Source organism: Cytobacillus eiseniae (assembly GCF_017874625.1).
Taxonomy (GTDB): Bacteria; Bacillota; Bacilli; order Bacillales; family Cytobacillaceae; genus Cytobacillus; species Cytobacillus eiseniae.
Genome location: NZ_JAGIKZ010000009.1, coordinates 107,699 through 125,698 on the forward strand (window position 1 = coordinate 107,699; position 18,000 = coordinate 125,698).

The 18,000-nt window shown below is 38.5% G+C and carries 23 protein-coding genes; 5 read left to right on the forward strand and 18 right to left on the reverse strand.

Features of this window, described 5'->3' with window-relative positions; translation table 11 throughout:
• Positions 1 to 61: 61 nt before the first annotated feature.
• Positions 62 to 478, reverse strand: a complete 417-nt coding sequence (locus tag J2Z40_RS10040) for an RDD family protein (RefSeq protein ID WP_066396944.1) — start codon at positions 476 to 478, stop codon at positions 62 to 64.
• A 153-nt stretch (positions 479 to 631) separates the two neighbouring features.
• On the reverse strand, positions 632 to 1,540 hold the full coding sequence (locus J2Z40_RS10045) for an SDR family oxidoreductase (protein WP_066396947.1): 909 nt from the start codon (positions 1,538 to 1,540) through the stop codon (positions 632 to 634).
• A 235-nt stretch (positions 1,541 to 1,775) separates the two neighbouring features.
• Between J2Z40_RS10045 and J2Z40_RS10050 the strand changes: the two genes are divergently transcribed.
• From J2Z40_RS10050 to J2Z40_RS10060, 3 genes are all read left to right on the forward strand, one after another.
• Positions 1,776 to 2,120 (forward strand): hypothetical protein, encoded by a 345-nt coding sequence (locus J2Z40_RS10050; RefSeq protein ID WP_066396949.1) that lies wholly within the window; start codon positions 1,776 to 1,778, stop codon positions 2,118 to 2,120.
• 180 nt (positions 2,121 to 2,300) lie between these two features.
• The gene (locus J2Z40_RS10055; RefSeq protein WP_066396951.1) at positions 2,301 to 2,594 is read left to right on the forward strand and encodes a transposase; all 294 of its coding nucleotides are present in this window, start codon (positions 2,301 to 2,303) and stop codon (positions 2,592 to 2,594) included.
• Positions 2,595 to 2,605: 11 nt separating this feature from the next.
• Entirely contained in the window at positions 2,606 to 3,487 is an 882-nt protein-coding gene (locus J2Z40_RS10060) for an IS3 family transposase (protein WP_342590331.1), read from the forward strand.
• A 524-nt stretch (positions 3,488 to 4,011) separates the two neighbouring features.
• On the opposite strand, the gene J2Z40_RS10065 is transcribed toward J2Z40_RS10060, so the two are convergent.
• The 16 genes from J2Z40_RS10065 to J2Z40_RS10140 form a co-directional block, all read right to left on the reverse strand.
• Positions 4,012 to 5,193, reverse strand: a complete 1,182-nt coding sequence (locus tag J2Z40_RS10065) for an MDR family MFS transporter (protein ID WP_066396953.1) — start codon at positions 5,191 to 5,193, stop codon at positions 4,012 to 4,014.
• A 412-nt stretch (positions 5,194 to 5,605) separates the two neighbouring features.
• Complete coding sequence (locus tag J2Z40_RS10070; protein ID WP_066396955.1) at positions 5,606 to 7,039, reverse strand: ammonia-forming cytochrome c nitrite reductase subunit c552; 1,434 nt, start codon at positions 7,037 to 7,039, stop codon at positions 5,606 to 5,608.
• Complete coding sequence (locus J2Z40_RS10075) at positions 7,032 to 7,565, reverse strand: cytochrome c3 family protein (protein ID WP_342590330.1); 534 nt, start codon at positions 7,563 to 7,565, stop codon at positions 7,032 to 7,034. Before J2Z40_RS10075 ends, J2Z40_RS10070 begins: the two co-directional genes overlap by 8 nt.
• A 72-nt stretch (positions 7,566 to 7,637) precedes the next feature.
• The gene (locus J2Z40_RS10080; protein ID WP_066396961.1) at positions 7,638 to 8,138 is read right to left on the reverse strand and encodes a TlpA family protein disulfide reductase; all 501 of its coding nucleotides are present in this window, start codon (positions 8,136 to 8,138) and stop codon (positions 7,638 to 7,640) included.
• A gap of 17 nt (positions 8,139 to 8,155) precedes the next feature.
• Positions 8,156 to 8,287, reverse strand: coding sequence for a CcmD family protein (locus tag J2Z40_RS10085; RefSeq protein WP_083953945.1), 132 nt, complete (start codon positions 8,285 to 8,287; stop codon positions 8,156 to 8,158).
• Between the two features lie 16 nt (positions 8,288 to 8,303).
• On the reverse strand, positions 8,304 to 9,014 hold the full coding sequence (locus J2Z40_RS10090) for a cytochrome c biogenesis protein (RefSeq protein WP_066396962.1): 711 nt from the start codon (positions 9,012 to 9,014) through the stop codon (positions 8,304 to 8,306).
• Positions 9,015 to 9,698 (reverse strand): heme exporter protein CcmB, encoded by a 684-nt coding sequence (locus J2Z40_RS10095; RefSeq protein WP_066396964.1) that lies wholly within the window; start codon positions 9,696 to 9,698, stop codon positions 9,015 to 9,017.
• Positions 9,695 to 10,399 carry a heme ABC exporter ATP-binding protein CcmA gene (ccmA, locus tag J2Z40_RS10100; RefSeq protein ID WP_066396966.1) on the reverse strand — a complete coding sequence of 235 codons (705 nt, stop codon included), beginning with the start codon at positions 10,397 to 10,399 and terminating at the stop codon, positions 9,695 to 9,697. The genes J2Z40_RS10095 and ccmA overlap by 4 nt, the downstream gene beginning before the upstream one ends.
• A 32-nt stretch (positions 10,400 to 10,431) precedes the next feature.
• A complete protein-coding gene (locus J2Z40_RS10105) occupies positions 10,432 to 10,776 on the reverse strand; it encodes a hypothetical protein (protein WP_066396968.1) in 345 nt (114 codons plus the stop codon).
• Entirely contained in the window at positions 10,773 to 11,144 is a 372-nt protein-coding gene (locus J2Z40_RS10110) for a hypothetical protein (RefSeq protein ID WP_066396969.1), read from the reverse strand. Before J2Z40_RS10110 ends, J2Z40_RS10105 begins: the two co-directional genes overlap by 4 nt.
• A gap of 18 nt (positions 11,145 to 11,162) precedes the next feature.
• Positions 11,163 to 11,684 carry a cytochrome c-type biogenesis protein CcmH gene (locus tag J2Z40_RS10115; protein WP_083953946.1) on the reverse strand — a complete coding sequence of 174 codons (522 nt, stop codon included), beginning with the start codon at positions 11,682 to 11,684 and terminating at the stop codon, positions 11,163 to 11,165.
• The gene (locus J2Z40_RS10120; protein ID WP_066396971.1) at positions 11,681 to 13,660 is read right to left on the reverse strand and encodes a heme lyase CcmF/NrfE family subunit; all 1,980 of its coding nucleotides are present in this window, start codon (positions 13,658 to 13,660) and stop codon (positions 11,681 to 11,683) included. Before J2Z40_RS10120 ends, J2Z40_RS10115 begins: the two co-directional genes overlap by 4 nt.
• 20 nt (positions 13,661 to 13,680) lie before the next feature.
• Positions 13,681 to 14,130, reverse strand: coding sequence for a cytochrome c maturation protein CcmE (locus J2Z40_RS10125; RefSeq protein WP_066396973.1), 450 nt, complete (start codon positions 14,128 to 14,130; stop codon positions 13,681 to 13,683).
• A 36-nt stretch (positions 14,131 to 14,166) separates the two neighbouring features.
• Positions 14,167 to 15,123 (reverse strand): hypothetical protein, encoded by a 957-nt coding sequence (locus J2Z40_RS10130; RefSeq protein WP_066396975.1) that lies wholly within the window; start codon positions 15,121 to 15,123, stop codon positions 14,167 to 14,169.
• A 356-nt stretch (positions 15,124 to 15,479) separates the two neighbouring features.
• Positions 15,480 to 15,644 carry a glycogen biosynthesis protein GlgD gene (locus tag J2Z40_RS10135; protein ID WP_066396978.1) on the reverse strand — a complete coding sequence of 55 codons (165 nt, stop codon included), beginning with the start codon at positions 15,642 to 15,644 and terminating at the stop codon, positions 15,480 to 15,482.
• A 12-nt stretch (positions 15,645 to 15,656) separates the two neighbouring features.
• Positions 15,657 to 15,923: a YtzC family protein gene (locus tag J2Z40_RS10140; RefSeq protein WP_066396979.1), complete on the reverse strand. Its 267-nt coding sequence runs from the start codon at positions 15,921 to 15,923 to the stop codon at positions 15,657 to 15,659.
• A gap of 193 nt (positions 15,924 to 16,116) precedes the next feature.
• Here J2Z40_RS10140 and mnmL point away from each other — a divergent pair, with 193 nt between their 5' ends.
• On the forward strand, positions 16,117 to 17,085 hold the full coding sequence (gene mnmL, locus J2Z40_RS10145) for a tRNA modification radical SAM protein MnmL/YtqA (RefSeq protein ID WP_066396980.1): 969 nt from the start codon (positions 16,117 to 16,119) through the stop codon (positions 17,083 to 17,085).
• Positions 17,082 to 17,654, forward strand: a complete 573-nt coding sequence (gene mnmM, locus J2Z40_RS10150; protein WP_066396982.1) for a tRNA 5-(aminomethyl)-2-thiouridylate-methyltransferase MnmM — start codon at positions 17,082 to 17,084, stop codon at positions 17,652 to 17,654. The genes mnmL and mnmM overlap by 4 nt, the downstream gene beginning before the upstream one ends.
• The last annotated feature ends 346 nt before the right edge of the window (positions 17,655 to 18,000 follow it).

Sequence of the window (18,000 nt, forward strand, 5' to 3'; positions counted from 1 at the left end):
GGAAACAAGTATATGTGCTTGTATGTATCTCAAAACTTATAAGCACCAAGAATTTCAAAGATTATCTTTCATAACTAACATAGGTTCCAGCAATAAGATCGTGTACCGCTCTTTTATCTTCTCTAAATACGACCATGAAAACACTAATAATCGCGGATAATCCAAATGTTATGTTCATTACTAAAAACTTCCCTACTACTTCTCTTAAAAACATATGTTTAAATGTTATTTCTTCTTCATTGATTCGTTTTATCTTTATTTTTAAAATCCTTTTCCCTATTACATACCCACCCCATACTAATGGGATGAATGTTAAGTACAGAGTATAAATAATTTGCCAAGTCCAACCTGTAGACCATTCAATTGAATATTCCCCCTTTAGCAGGAAGAGCACTGTAGAAATGGAGATAACAAGAATGAAAAAATCAAGGATATCCGCTATCAAGCGTACACCAAAACCTGCTGCCTTTTTAGTCATTAAACCTTCTCCTTTTTCTTATATTTTAGCATTAATTTGCTTAATATTCTTTATTCCTTGATATTTCTATCGTTTGCCTCTTGAATCTTACTACTATTGAACAAAGAAAGACCACTTTTCAAATTATGGTCTAATTTTACTTTAAAATTCCTATTAAGAATAGCGTATAATCCCTCCATTTACATGTAAGGTTTGACCTGTTACATAAAATGAATGATCTGTTGCAAGGTAGACAAATGCTGGAGCGATTTCAAAAGGTTGAGCTGCCCGCCCCATAGGGATATCCGTACCTAGTATAGCTACATGATCTGCTGGATATGTGCTTACGGTTAGAGGCGTCCATGCTGGGCCAGGAGCAACGGCATTTACACGGATTCCTTTCTCTACTAGCGATAATGCCATTGATCGAGTGAAGGTAACGACAGCACCTTTTGATGAGGAATAGTCAATCACGTTTTTATCTCCTTCGTAAGCAACTCTTGAGGTCGTATTAATAATGGAGCTCCCCTTTTTCAAATGTGGAAGAGCCGCTTTTATCATGTAAAACAATGCAAATACATTCGTCCGAAACGTATCTTCAAGTTGTTCATCAGATACGTCCATAATATCTTCAGTGAAAGGCTGTACAGCTGCATTGTTAACGACGATATCTAACCGTCCATATTTTTCGATCGTACTTGTTACCGCAAGTTGGGAAGTCGAAGGATCACGAAGGTCCGCTTGAATTAGATGACAGTTGACTTCAAATTGTTCCACATATTGCTTTGTCTCCATTGCATCGTATTCCTCATTAAGGTAGACAATGGTCAAGTCGGCCCCCTCTTTGGCAAAAGCTACCGCTACCGCACGTCCAATCCCACTATCCCCTCCCGTGATTAGCGCCACTTTCCCTTTCAGTTTTCCACTCCCTTTAAAGCCTGCATAATCAAATATCGGCCTTGGCACCATCGCCCATTCCAAGCCAGGTTGCTGTTTTTGATGTTGTGGTGGGAAGGCAATTGGTTGCTGAACTACCTTTTGGATCACATCGAGATATAGATATACTGGATAGTCTTGATTCATGTTCAGACATCCTTTCATAGTCACTTTTAACATTCTATAAATCTGTCATAATTGTTTTGTCAATTCATAAGAAAACACTCTTTAATGGACCTTAATCAAATTAAAATATGTCGCATAGGCTGTTATCGTGCCTGGCATTCGTTGGTGCAGGAAATCATTCTATAAATAGTTGATGTATTAGTAGTAGTTTTTTTGTGCATAACAGTAGGAAAAGCTACTTTGGGGTGTATGTAAAATGCAGGGGATTTATTTTATAAATGAACGATGGCAAGCGGGCAACCTTACGAAAGAAGAGAGCATTTATTTGCAAAAACATGCTTTGCAAGCTTATTTAAAGGATAACCAAATTAATGCGGTTACGCTTAATCCCACTCAACTAAATAACTTCTATACGATTCCGCATGCTTTATTACATGATCTTAAACAGCATTCTCGGATTCATTTGGACTGTCTTATACTTTTTTCAGAAGACGCAATTGCAGATTTTATTTATTCCTATCCAGCACGATGGATCCGATTAAAAAGCTATTTTGATGAAGTGCTCTTTGTGGAACAAGCTTTGGTGAGAAAAGCTATTTGAACTCTTTGACTATTGAGTTATGGCTTTCATACACTTGATGAGGACTTTTTTTCTGTTTCCTAACCGTGTTTGTCCAGCATATCCTTGATGATGGACTTTTTTAAAGTTAGTCTATAAAGTGGACACGTAAATATGAGATTTTATTTATAATAAAAGTATCATTCAAAAGGGCGTGTTCAAATGGGAAAGCACTTTTCACTAGAATATAAAGAATATGTATCAAAATTAGTAGTGGAGGAAGGAAGAAAAGCTTCAGATGTGGCTTATGAATTAGAGATTTCATATAAGACTATATGTAGATGGGTCAAGATTTATAAGGATAGATTAATTGCAAATCAATCTGGAGTAGTTTCTATCTCTCCTTCCGAATTAGAAAAGCTAAAAAAACAACATGAAAAAGAAATACAACAACTGAAAGAGGAGAATGAAATCTTAAAAAAGGCGATGCACATCTTCACAAAAAACCCAGAGTAATTTATACCTTCATCGAAGCTCACCGTGATGAACATACTGTCGTGAAGATGTGCGAAGTTCTAGGCGTATCACCAAGTGGTTTTTATAAATGGTTAAAGAATCAAAAGAAGTCGCATTCTGAAAAAGAAGCTTATAGAAATGAAATCAATCAAAAGATTAGTAAGTCTTTTCATGAGAGCATGGGGACTTACGGCAGCCCTAGAGTACATGATGACTTGGTCGAGTGGGGGTATAACATTTCGGAGAAAACAGTTGCCAGGAGAATGAAAGAACTCGGTCTAACAGCTACTCCAAAAAATAAATTCCTTGTCACAACTGATTCGGATCATGATTTAAAGGTTTATCCTAATTTAGTTAAACGGAAGTTCAATGTAGAGCAGCCTAATAAAATCTGGGTAGTTGACATCACGTATATTTGGACTCTAGAGGGTTGGTTATATTTATCCTCGGTAATGGACTTGTTCTCTAGGAAAATCATAGGTTGGAGTCTTGGGAGTAACATGAAGAAAGAGTTAACAGTACAGGCTTTAAACATGGCCATTATATCAAGACAGCCTCCCGAAGGAGTGATTCATCATTCTGATCGTGGTTCTCAGTACTGTTCGAATGACTATATCGATGTTTTGAATGAAAATAAAATGCAAATTAGTATGAGCAAAAAAGGTGACCCATATGACAACGCTTGTATCGAATCCTTTCATGCCACACTAAAAAAGGATCTGATCTATAGAAGGCGGTTTACTACGAGAGCAGAAGCTAAAAAAGCTATCGACTCTTATATCAGCAGTTTTTATAATGAAAAACGAAAACACTCTACTTTGGGGAACTGTTCTCCGAATCACTTTGAGAGAAAGTACCATCAGTTAGGGACTGTAAAATATCTCATGAGTTAGCCAATTGGTGTTAGAAATGACCAGTCACGTTTTATCGAGTGGTCATTTCTAACACCCCACCAAACGAAGTGCGGTAGTTATTTAAGAAGAAACTTGTCTCAATTTTTTGTGTCTACTTTCTTGACAGAAGACCACTTTTTCCGTTTTCTGACCACGTTTTGTCCATCATCACCTTGATGACGGACTCTTTTTCCGTTTTCTGACCACGTTTTGTCCATCATCACCTTGATGACGGGCTCTTTTTCCGTTTTCTGACCGCGTTTTGTCCATCATCACCTTGATGACGGACTCTTTTTCCGTTTTCTGACCACGTTTTGTCCATCATCACCTTGATGACGGACTCTTTTTCCGTTTTCTGACCACGTTTTGTCCATCATCACCTTGATGATGGACTTTTTCCTTTTTCTTGATCGTGTTCTGACCATCAGAATTTTATCTCATTACTATTCTCTCGATCTTTCGTTTCTGCTCTCCCAAAAAACACAAAAAGCAGTGGCATTCTCCCACTGCTTTTTCCATCATTCTTACGACGCATGTGCTAATTGCTTCTTTTCTTTTATTTTTCGATCGTAAATTAAAGTAGTAAAAATCGAGATGAATAGGAGGACGATGAGAACTGAAAAGAGCATGGACGTTCCATAAACATCAACTAACACTCCACCTAGTAAAGGACCAATCATTCTCCCGCCAGTTGCTGTGCTATTTACAATCCCTTGATAAAAGCCTTCCCTTCCCTTTGGTGCCAGGTCATTTGCAATTGTTGGGACAGCAGGCCAGATGAACATTTCACCAATTGTTAAAATAATCATCGCTGTAAGGAAGATTGGGAACTCTTTTGCACCAGCTGTAAGGGCGAAGGAGCCAATAAAAATAACAATACCGAGATTAATTTGTGTTTTGAGTGACTTGATTCGCTTAACAAACAGATTGACTAGCGGCTGACCAAGAACGATCAATGCACCATTAACCGTCCATAGGAAGCTATATTGTTTTAAAGTAATATTTAATTCCTGTGTGAAGGCTGCAATTGTCGTCTGCCATTGAACATACCCAACCCAGCATAATAAATACCCAATACAAAGAACCAATAATGCATATAGCTTTCTATGATTTTTGACAACTGGTTTCTCTTGTAAAATAGTACTCTGTGTAACTGAAACAGTATTAATTCCTCGATATCCCAAAACTGCAATAACTAGGAAGACGATATACATAAGTGTATTGGCTATGAAAATAAGCTGAAAAGAGTAAGACGCAACTAGCCCCCCAAGCGCTGCACCGACTGCAACCCCTAAATTCTGGGCAACGTAAATCGCATTAAAGGCCTTTCTCCCGCCTTCTTTCCAAACAGAGCCCGCCATTGCAAACATGGATGGGAAAATAATCCCTGCACCAAATCCAGCAATCGTTAAAAAGACAACATAGGTTGGCCATCCATGCCACATGGTTAATCCGACAAGAGAAAATAGCGAAATGCCTATGCCGAGCAGTACCGACTTATAGCCGCCTATTTTATCAAAAAGCACGCCACCAAATAAATTCCCAATCACGCTTGCCCCAGAATTTAACATTAAGACAATTCCAGCAACAGACAATGATTTCCCTAAATGATCGTGAATATAAATCGTATTTAAAGGCCATAAAAAAGAAGAGCCTGTTACATTCACCGCCATCCCAATAACTAAAAGCCATAAGGTCCGAGGCATAAAAACGCTCCTTTCATAGAAATGCGGAAGCGCCTTGGTCAGGGACGACAAGCACAAGACAGGCCGGCAGGAAGGTTGTTCTTTAACCTTCTTGACGGAATGGCTTATAACCTCGAACCCCTGGGCGCTGGAGCTAGACATTTCTATATCAAAATTTATATTTACTTTTATTTCAATTCAAATGAACTTAATGCCCTCTTTATTTCGTATGCCAAAGTAAATTTTATTGCTTTTTCATTGTCCTTGCAATAAGTATTTAGCCTGTTAGTTAAAAATAAGTATTCAGAATAATGTTTCTATGAAATATTTTGAAAATGGGGTGAGTTAATTGACACAGGTTCAACATTTTGCCACAATAAAGAAAACACCGTACAAGTTTCATTGTACAGTGTTTTCATAGCTTACTTTTTTTCTATTTTGAAGGGGGCTGTTGAGCTGGAAAGTAACTGTTGGTCGCATGTACTTTCTTATTGGAGTGATCTTTTTCTTCAAATACAGCCTTCTTCACTTTTTCTATTTCTCCCTTTAGTTCTTCAATATTTACGCCTTTCTTTACAAGCTCCTCTGTCGCTATTTGGATGGCCATGTTTGATTCTTCACTTGAAACTCTTAAAGAATCCATTGCTCCCTGAGGATTATGGAAACCTGCTCCACTTTCGGCAGCAACAATATCCCAGAACCATTGCCCTTTACGTATATGTGCTTGTGCTTCTTTAATTTTCTCTTCACTTACACCAGAGGTAATCATTTTATTCACATAGTAATGAGAACTGATGGAAATATCCTCTGCTTTATGAAGAGCTTCCATATGTGTATCTTGTATTCCCATGACCCGATCTTCTAAATCCTCTAAGTCTCGATCACTATGACAAGTTGCACAAGATTGCTCCATCGTCTTAAGCGGTGACTGCCACCAGTGAGAACTAATTTTCTTCTTGCCGTCTACACGTTCATACGGCATATGACAATCCGAACATGTCACACCAGCCTGTCCGTGCGGCCCTTCCATATGTGTTTCATAATCTGGGTGCTGGGCTTTTACCATTGGCGTCCCTGAAACATTATGAATCCAATCCTGAGTAAATCCAGATTCCTTTGCTGTTGTTTCATAGTATTCATACATTTCTTCTGGTTTGTAGCCATTTTCCCATGGGAATGTGACCTCGCCATTATCTGCAGCAAAGTGATATTCTACGTGACACTGTGCACATACATAGTTTCTCATATCATTTTTCGTCGCATTTGAAATATCAATTCCTTGTGCTTCCATCCCTTTAATAAAACTTGGACGGGTAATGCGAAGATCCATTGTTTCTGGATCATGACAGTCTGAGCAGCCGATTGGGGAATGTCCCATTGACTCTGCTTTTGGCCAAATGACATCATTAAAGCTTGAGCCCCAATAGTCATCGCCCATTTCTTCAATCATATGTGGAACGGCTGTTGATTTACATGTTAAACAAGAACCAATCGATTTATCATTAATTCGAGCTGTGGCGCGAACATCTTCATTTGCATAAATATGTCCACGGTCCTCATTGTAATCTGTTGCAAACCCATATCCATTGAAAAGAACCGGTAGGTAAGGCTCCTTGTCTGCATCAAACTTACTTCTTTTCACTGAACCACTATACTTCGTATCTTCCGTATCCTCTCCATTTTTCTGATAGCTATCATATTGAAGAGGAAATAATTCTTTAAATGCTTCATTACTGATTTCGTCTTTAGATAGTCCTGTCTTTCCACCATCAGCTGCAGTCGTCGCTTCATTTGAACTTGAACAGCCTGTAATGATTAGCAAAACAGCAGCTAAGGAAAGAAATAACCATCGATATCTCCTAGCCATTATTCATCGTACCTCCTTTGTTTTCTAACAGTTCACCTGATTTCGGTGGTTTAAAGAAATCCTCTGTTTTAAAACCGTTGCCATGCGGGATTGCCTGATGGCAGCTTGAACAGCTGTCCTTTGCATCATGGGATACATTATTTAATGTACTTTCATGACAATCAATACAGTTTTGATTAATGGCATCTGTTGAGCCATCTGTGGCAATTAATACGGCCGGAATTTTCTCAACCCCGAGTGTGTTGTAATATACATGCCCTAGACCGGATTTCGCTTTAAATACAAGTTTATTAGCGAGTGTATCATGTGGCAAATGGCAGTCACTGCAAGCAAGTGTCGCATGGGTGGAATCTGCAAATGTATCATGCGCACTCGTCATAATATGACAGCTTTGACAGAATTCAGGTGAATCTGTATAAGCAAAAGTCTTTACGGTGACAACTGATAGCACGATTCCCGCAAATAAACCGATAAATAGTAATAATCTTTTATCAATGGCAAATAGCTTTTTAAGTATCTTTCTCACGTTTTTCACCTCCTTTAAAATAACTGCAAACATATTTATTAAAACGCTTGTTTCAGCATTTTAATCAAAGGATTAGTGAAAACTTTCAATGATTTCAATTAAGCGATCTTTAGTTGTCGGTCCAGAAAACCTCTCTATGATCATCCCATCCTCATTGATGATTACCGTCTCTGGTTGACCGATGACATTGTAATCTTTTGAAACCTCTTCTTTCGTATCTAGTAAGTAAGGGAGTTTTGAATTCGATTCTTGAATATATTTTTCAATTCTACTTTTTGTTTCTCCCTTCGCAATGAGCAATAGTTCTGCTCCTTCATACTCCTCACCAAATGCTTCTAGCTCTGGCGCCTCGTCAATACAAGGCTGGCACCATGTGGCAAAAAAGTTCAACACGACCACTTTTCCTTTATAAGATGATAGCTTGTAATCCTTGCTATCTATATCCTTTAACTGAAAATCGATTGCTTCATCCCCAGGGTTCGCAGATGCTTTCCCACTCATCCCGGTAATGAGGACACCAATAACACCAGCAGCCATTATCAATATCACAAGTGGAATCAGTCTTTTTTTCATCCCATTCACCTGCTTTTTTATTTTTCTGCATTCCAATCTTCAAGTACTTGCAGCTCTTTCTTCAAATCTTTCTGACGCTTCCCAAGGATAAAAATATACCCTGCTAGTAATCCCCAAATAATTGTGTAAGCCATGAATAAGTATCCCATTTTTTTCCGCCTCCAATTAGCTTGCTAATTTTTCGATTACTTTTGATTTTGCTTTCTTAACTGTTAGCCTCATTTTCTCAATTTCAATTCCTTTGCGCATAAGGAAGACATAAAGCAAAGTAATAGTCCCTAAAGAAAACAGTAAAGTTAGGAGCATTTCTGGCTCGACGCCACCACCGCTTTGATTCTTCCCTTCACCGAAAACAACGGGATGCAGCTTCGTATTCCACCAACGGATGGCCATAAAGACAATGGGGACATTAATACAGCCGATGATGCCAAATACAGCAGACAGCTTTGCAATTCTTTCCCATGCTCCATCCATTTTCCTAATAAATAAATAAGCAATATAGATAAATAGGAGAATAAGAACCGTCACTAAACGCGGCTCCCATGTCCACCAAGTATTCCAGGCTGATTTTCCCCAAATCATCCCAGATATCAAGGTAATCGTTGTAAATATGACACCAATCTCGGCTGAGATCCCCGCATTAATAAAGCGAGATTCAGTCGGTTTCTTCAAAGTAAGTACACAATAATAACCAACAACGAAGAATGCTAGGAAAGCAACCCAAGCTGTACCGACATGGAAATAAAAGATTTTTTGTGAAGCACCCATTTGTTTTTCAATCGGCGACCAAATAAAGATTAAATATAACGAAATGAACATCGCTGGTACGAGCAATGCATACATCACACGATCCATTAACATAGACGGTTGTTTCATTTACGATCCCTCCATCAAAAATTCGAATAAGAAAAAGCATGCTGCGAAAAACAACAGATCATACCCGACCATCAGTTGAAGCCATGAGATAGCGTCCGCTATTCCTTCTTGTTCAAGGACAATTCTCGTTGCCTGAACAGCTGCAATCATTAATGGGCTGAGCAACGGCAAAAGCAAAACCGGGAGAAGCATCTCACTGTTTTTTGCATTTGCCGCAAGTGCTGCTAGAAAGGTACCAATCACAATAAATCCAATCGTAGCGATCAAAACAATAAGCAGGAACCAAATGATTTGACCATGAAATCGATAATCAAACAATAAGAACAACATTGGTATACTAATGATTTGAACCGTCGTAACAAGTACTAGATTCGTTAACACCTTGCCAAGAAAAATACTACTCGGGTCGATCGGTGCCACCTTTAAGCCTGTTAAGCTATCATTCTCATTTTCTGCTATAAAAGAGCGATTCAATCCGAGTAAGCCTGCAAAAATCGTAATCACCCAAATCAATCCAGGAATGATTGCTTTTACTGTATTATTCGTTGGATCGAAAGCAAAACTAAAAATTAAGATGACAAGACTGGAGAAAATAATCATCATGCCAATCGTCTGCTTTGATTTCCATTCATTTCTCAGGTCTTTTCCAGCAATGGTTAGAGCATCTGCTAGTAGTGTCTTCACTTCCCACTCACCACCGCTTCATACCAATTCTTAAATGGCATTAATCCTTCTTCAGAATCAATCTGCCTCTCTTCAATGATTCTCCCTTTATTTAATACAAGTACTCGTTCACAAACACTCACCACTTGCTCGAAATCATGTGAGATTAAGAGAATTCCAATACCTTCACGCTGTCTCTCTTCTATAAGCCGATTTAATAGGCTCACTGCCTCCTGGTCTAATCCAGTGTGGGGTTCATCTAGAAAAAGGTATTCAGGATCTGCTAGCAGGACCCGTGCAATCGCAAGTCGTTGCATCATTCCCCTAGAGAACGAACGAATCGGGATATCTTTAAAATAGTGAAGCCCTACTTCTTTAAGCAGATTCGCTACCTTTTCTTCAATATTTTTCACCTTATAGAGCTTCCCGTAGAAAACTAGATTTTCACGAGGGGTTAATGCATTATATAAAAAGGATTCATGACCAAGGTAGCCAATCTTTTTTTGTAACAGGAGGCTTTTCTTCTTTATTTGCGCTTGATTCAGGTGGATTTCTCCACTTGTTGGCTGCATTAAACCGACAGCAAGCTTGAAAAAGGTGCTCTTACCAGCTCCATTTGGCCCAATGACAGCAACACTTTCCCCTCTTGCCAAAGTTAATGAGAAATTCCTTAAGATCAGCTTATCGCCAATAACTTTTGTGATATTTTTTAATTCAAGCATTTCACCCAACTCTTTCTGTAAGAGGTTGTGAGCTAAGTAAATCGAATCAGCTCTTTTTTGACTCGCTCAAGATGCTGATCATACTCCTTCAGATTTTTCTTATACTGCTCCTCACTTAACTCACCTAACTTCTTTTGCTCCACTAATTCAGTCATTTGCTTTTCGATAATTGCCTTTTTCTTTAAAAGCAGCTGGAATTGCTTTTCTTCTGAATCCGGCTCCAGCCGCTGATTGTACCTGCGTCTATACATAATGATTGCAACGACTACGATGAGCAAAATAATCAAGAGTATATGAGGATCCATTCTATTTAGCACGGGTGTCCTTAGCCAAAAGGAGATAAGCCAATCAGGGTGAAAAGCAGGAGATTGACTCATCCTTCCAATCTTCCCTTCTGCTTACGCAGTTTATTCAGCTCCCTAATAATTTCCTTATCAACCTCATTATTCGTTTGTTTCTTTTTTGGCTTATATGCTTGTTCGTTCGTATCTGTCCTAATATAACTTGTAGCAAGTGATTGATATTGCTGCTTCATCGTTTCAAAGTCATTCTTGGTAATTTTCTTCATTAAATAATCCATCTCAAGTTCATTGACCGCTTCATAAATCAACTCTAAAGGAAGTTCCGTTTCTTGCTCCGACTTATTTTCTTCCTCCTCTTTACTACTCGCAAAAAAAGGGGCAATGATAAAGTAAAAACAAGTAATAATCACGATGGAGCCTACAATTAGAAAAATATAATCCATACATATCATTTCCTTTTATTAAAAGTACTTTTTCCGCTCTTCTTCAAAGGTTTGTTCGATAATTTCTTTTTCTGTCTCTGATACGTTCATTTCTTCAGCATCTAAATGATCATCCGTACAGTCTTTTTTCTTTGTCAGCCTTTTAATTCCATATCCAACAATGATTGCACCTAATAAAAATCCGAAAGCAGGTGCAATCCAGGCAATCAGCCCGCTCCCCTCAGTCGCTGGAGTTCGTAACGCTGCCTGACCATACTCATCCACATATGATTGCAGGATTTCCTTTTCAGACTTTCCTTGATTTAAAGCTTCAATAACTTCTTCATAATAGACTTTTTTAATGGAACAAGTAGAATAATCATGATCGGCATGTCCCTGCATATCCAACTGATTAATAATAGATTTAAACTCCTTAGAATTATAATCATATTTTCCGTTTGCCTTTACGCTATTATCATTCATGCTTAAGTCAATCAGTATGATGGAGGCTATTGCAGCGAGTGAGCATTTGATCATTTGTCTTCTCGATAATTCTTTCATGCTCGGACACCTCTCTGCCGACTTCCAATTCTGAAGGCTGCCGATGTTTTCCCTCCAATTAAAGCAATCGCTGTTCCAATAACCATCAGTATCCCTCCTGCCCAAATCCAGCTAACAAAAGGATTGATCTTGATAACAAATGTTGCTTTTTCTTTGCTTTCCCATGAGCTAAGAACGACATATAAATCTTCTGTCAAATTTGTTTTGATGGCTACCTCAGAGGAAGGCTCTGGCCATGTGCCATAAAATATTTTTTCTGGGTGAATCGTTCCATTTCTTTTTCCCTTATAGTTAACATCCATATTAGCTGTTACAATGCCATTGCCGTTCTTTTCAATTTCAGTGAGTTCCTTGAATGTCAACTCGTAATGACCAACCTGGAAGCTTTCACCTTGGCCGACTGTTTTCATCACCTCTTCAGAATAGGCATTTGATGAAATGACACCGACTGCAATAATTGCGATCCCAATATGAACAATATATCCGCCGTATCTTCGCTGATTCTTTCTTGTTAATCGGAATAGCGCTTTTATAAAACCTTCCTTTGTTGCCTTTTGTCTTGCACGTGTCCCTCGCCAAATTTCAGCAAGATGAACATTAAACATAAATACTGTTACCGTTAACCCAATAATCGCATATATCCCTTTTATTCCCATCAAAACAAGAATGATGGCAAAAACAATCGCTGCAAACAGCGGAATGAGCGTATTTCTAATAAATCGATCAAACACAGCTTTTTGCCAAGAGATTAATGGGCAAATGGCCATAAGAAGAAGGAGGACAAGCATAATTGGAGCCATTACCTTATTGAAATATGGTGCACCAACATTTACCTTCGTTCCTGTGATTGTTTCAGAAATTAAGGGGTACATCGTTCCAAAGAATACAGCAAAAGTGGCCGTTATCAGAATGAAGTTATTCAAAAGGAAGCTACTTTCCTTAGAAAAATACGATTCGATTGGCTTACTGTCACTTTTAATAAGCTGATAACGTGTGGCCACCACATAAATCGCAAAGAGCATCATGAAGGCCATAAAAATTAAGAAATAGCTTCCTAGATTGCTATCACCGAATGAATGAACACTCGTTAATATCCCGCTTCTCACGAGGAATGTACCAAAAAGGGTAAGAATATAAGATAAAATAATTAAGCTTAAGTTCCATGTTTTCAGCATGTTTTTCCGTTCTTGAATCATCATTGAATGCAAGAATGCTGATACCGTTAACCAAGGTAGGAAGGAAGCATTTTCAACAGGATCCCATGCCCAATATCCACCCCATCCAAGTTCTAGGTAAGCCCACCAGCCACCGATCATATTCCCTAGTGTTAAGAACAACCATGCCGTTAAAGTCCATCGTCTCGTTAATTTAATCCACTCTGCATCCATTCTCTTCATAATCAATGCAGCGATCGCATAAGCAAAAGGAACTGCTAATCCTACATATCCCATATATAATGTGACTGGATGGAGGACCATCCCAGGATTCTGAAGCATTGGATTTAAGCCTTTTCCATCTAGTGGTATCGTATCTGTCATTTCAAATGGGTTCGCATTTAGCACCATGACAATATAGAAAAATAAAATATTCGTTAATAAAATGGAGGACACATACGGAATCATTTTGTTTTGCTTTTTCTTATTTAAAACAATGATTGCCGTGTAAATGCTTAGCAAGAATGTCCAAAGCAGGAGTGATCCTGCATTCCCTGCCCAAAATGCTGCCAGTTTATAAATAATTGGCAGTTCATTATTCGTATAAGAAGCTACGTATTGAAATTGAAATTGACTCGTTCCAAGAATATAGAATAGGAGAAATGCTGAAATACTTGCGACAAATGCTAGTGATAAGACTCCTCCTCTTGCACTCTCAAGCCATCTCTCATCTTTTCTTTTTAACCCAATGATGTTAGCAATTAAAGCATATAACGAAATGACAATGCCTAAGATGAGAGCAATATTGCCGATTAAATACATGTTGTCACCCGCCTGTCTAATTAGTCCTCATTTGTCTTATTTCTATTTTGATGCATTTCTGGATCGTAATTTTCTGGATCCTCGCCTTCATATTTTGAAGGGCATTTCGTTTGTACCCTTTCTGCTTCAAATTCACCTTTTTCATTTAAGAAGCCTTCGACGATGACAATTACATCTTCAGAAAAATTATCAGGTTTCACACCGTTATAAATGACGGGTAAAATACGGTCTCTGCCATCTTCAACTATTTCAAATCTCAACTCAATTTTATCGGCATTCCACTGAACAGAATCCTCAATTAACAGCCCCTGTGTCATGACGTATTCATCTTTAAAGCTGTCTTTATTGTTTAAAAGCTCCTCAATTGCTATTTCCTTACTTCCCGCACTAGGCATTGTCGAAAAAAACATAATCATGATCGCTGCAGCGACAAGGGACAATCCAAAAACAATTTTTTTATTCTTCGTCATTTTCTTAGCCTCCTCTAGATTTTGAGCGATTTCGCTTCATTCCTTTTTCATTAATTCGTTATACTCTTGTTCAGAAATACTTCCGTCAAGAAGCATCGCTCGTAATCGTTGTTTTTTTATTTCATAATCTTTCGTCTCTTTTTCTTGTGCCTTCTGTATAGGTTTCTTTCTTTTTAAAAGGAAAAGAATCAGAACGGCAGCGACAATGCATATTCCACCGACTAGAGCAATAACCTGCCATATTGGAAGCGTCTCATTTTGCTTCACTGCCTCTTTCCCATGTGCAGGATCTCCTGTCATTTCTGCCATAATGTCCATCGTTGTCCTTGTTTCTGCACGGGTATATTCCAGTTGAAATTCCTTTATGTCATCAGGCTTCATTCCTTGAATCTGATATGAAAACATATTCATTCCATAGCCATTCTCCTGATGTGAATCTGCCGGAGGAGTCAATTGGAATTGTTCAGATTTTAATGGCTCTAGAAAAATAACATTTACAAGTCCGATATTTGCAAAGCTTTTAAATTGGTATGTTGCCTTTTTTGACTCGCCTTTAGCGACCAATTGGGCTGTATAATATTCGATAACGAATTTATATGATTCATTTGGCTGGATTTCTTCTGTTGTTTCCCATGAAATCGTGCCCTTATCCTGATCTTTCTCGTATTCAATTTCATTCAACTCTGTCAAATTACGATTATAATCAGCGACAAAACCAATCCGAAACTCATCCTCATTCATTGGGAGCGGAATCTCAATCTGCCCCTTCAATGGTGAATCTGTATTATTTACAAGTGTTCCATGGTATCCAATTAATAAAGAAGGATGATCTTGCTCTTTATCCTCTGGATGCTTCGCATACTCTGGCATGACTTGAACCTTTAACTCCTCCATCTTTAAGATAGGTGTTTCTTCCTGTGCATTTGATTGTCCTGGTAGTATGCTTAGGAACAGGAAGAGCATCCCTATCCAAGTCAGGAATTTTCTTATCATTTTTGACACCCTTTCATCCTTGCTGTTGTCTTTTATGAACATTTTGTGAATGTTTTCACATGTGAACTTAAACAATAAAACCTAATTTTTATTAGGGAGGGGGCTATATTTATTTAAGTTAAATTAGCTTACTCTATTTAAACCATTTTTTGCATTTCCTTATCTGTGACTTATAGCACGATTAAACGATAAGTTCTTATCTACTTTGTGAACGAGGAGAAATTTATGGAAAAAGAGAATAACGATCGAAGTACACTTCGGAGCCGACTAAGATCAGCTTTTCATAGGGAAAACTGACGCCGGATAGATGATGCAGACATTGAAAAACCCTGCTGCCAAAAGCAACAGGGTGAATTTTATTCTGGATGAAATTTAGATTTTACTGGCTGCCCTTTTTTCTCATACAATTTTTTTGCTTGCTTTACTAAGTCAAAATCACTGCCTAGTTCGATATCATTGCTGTTAACGCCATTTCTTGTTTTCTGTTCAGGATTATTTTGTTTTGATCGTTTTTTAACCATCCCTAGCCCTCCTTAGTTATGAGGAAGAATAATCATTTGGTTTTGAAGCTGCTGTAATTGAAGCCTCATGCGGTGAAGCTGTTCACGTTGCTGGGAATTCGCACTGAGCGCCATTTTAGCCAAGTCATTATATGCTTCCTCTAGAGATACGAGCGCATTTGTATACCCATCATCATTATAATGCTCCTGCATCCGTCCCTCTTGGTATTGATCATGAGCAAAGCGTATCGCATCCTCGCACTGTTGAATAAGCTGATCCATCGATTCACGAGTTGCCATTCTTTCGCCTCCTGCCAACAAAATGGGTTGAAAACTCGAAGCTACATGCTTCATCATTAGTTTGTTCATCTTATTTACTGTCTACTATTTAAATTACTGGCAATTTTATTTTACTTTGAACAATCTTTTCACTTCATGGTATGATTATTTTTATGCACGATAAGACAAGATATATATTTAGGAGGTTTCTGAATTGAATCAGACAAACCCTTTCCCGTATGCAGCTGATGATAAACGTTACCATACATGGAATTACCATTTACGAAATGAATTTGGACATAAAGTATTTAAAGTAGCACTAGATGGCGGCTTTGATTGCCCGAATCGTGATGGCACTGTTGCACATGGTGGTTGTACTTTCTGCAGTGCTGCGGGCTCAGGAGATTATGCAGGCAATCGTGCCGATGATCTTGAAACCCAATTTAATGAAATTAAAGAAAAAATGCATCATAAATGGAAAGACGGCAAATATATGGCTTATTTCCAAGCCTTCACAAATACACACGCACCTGTAGAAGTATTAAGAGATATGTACGAAAGAGTGCTTCAGCAGGAAGGTGTTGTTGGCTTATCGATCGCTACAAGACCGGATTGTCTTCCAGATGATGTCGTTGAATATTTGGCAGAGCTAAATGAACGAACCTATTTATGGGTAGAGCTCGGCTTGCAAACGGTTCACGAGAGAACTGCGCTGTTGATCAATCGAGCACATGATTACAAATGCTATGTTGAAGGTGTAGAGAAGCTTCGTAAGCATGGCATTCGTGTTTGTACGCATATTATTAATGGCCTCCCGCTTGAAACACCGGAAATGATGATGGAGACAGCAAAAGAGGTGGCCAAGTTAGATGTACAAGGAATCAAGATCCATCTTCTCCATCTGTTAAAGGGCACACCAATGGTGAAGCAATATGAAAAAGGCATGCTTGAATTTTTATCTTTTGAAAACTATGTAAGCTTAGTATGTGACCAATTAGAAATTTTACCGCCAGAAATGATTATTCACCGTATTACAGGCGATGGCCCGATCGATTTAATGGTTGGTCCAATGTGGAGTGTAAATAAATGGGAAGTTCTTAATGCGATTGATGCAGAGTTGAAGCGGAGAGATAGCTGGCAGGGCAAGTTTTATAAGCCAAGCCAAATGGAGATTCAAGCATGAAGCTTGATGGAATTTTGCCTTTTGCACGGCAATTAGTAGCGAGTGCATTATCACCTGGTGACTTGGCTGTGGATGCGACTATTGGGAATGGACATGATACGTTATTTCTCGCAAAATTAGTTGGTGAATCAGGCATAGTATACGGATTTGATATTCAAAACGAAGCGATTGCTAATACGACAAAACGATTACTTAACGACAATCTTTTAGAACGAGTCACTTTATTCCATAAAGGACATGAACAGTTGCGAAATAACATTCCAGAAGATCATCATGGAAAAATAAAGGCAGCCATCTTTAATCTAGGCTACTTGCCTGGTGGAAATAAATCAATTGTCACAACACCAGTAACAACGATCTCTGCAATTGAACAACTTCTTGAGATTATGGCCCCTGAAGGCATTATCGTACTTGTCATTTATCATGGACACGAAGAGGGTGCATTGGAAAGAGATATCCTTCTTCCATTTGTGAAACAAATCGATCAAAAAGCAGCACATGTTTTGCAATACCAATTTATTAATCAACAGAACAGTCCACCTTTTATTATTGCGATTGAAAAGAGGTAACAAGTTTAATCATCTCATTGTGCTTTCCCAATGGGGTGGTTTTTTTATTTGCCGGGTGTATTGCTTTGGGCTGCTCCTATGGGACAGTTTCTTCGGTTTTTCTAACTATTTTGTCTCATTGAGCACTCTTATGGGACAGTTCCTTCTGTTTTTTTCCTCATTTTGTCTCATTGAACACTTCTATGGGACAGTTCCTTCGGCTTCTCTTCTTATTTTGTCTCATTGAGCACTCCTATGGGACAGTTCCTTCGGTTTTTTTCCTCATTTTGTCTCATTGAACACTTCTATGGGACAGTTCCTTCGGCTTCTCTTCTTATTTTGTCTCATTGAGCACTCCTATGGGACA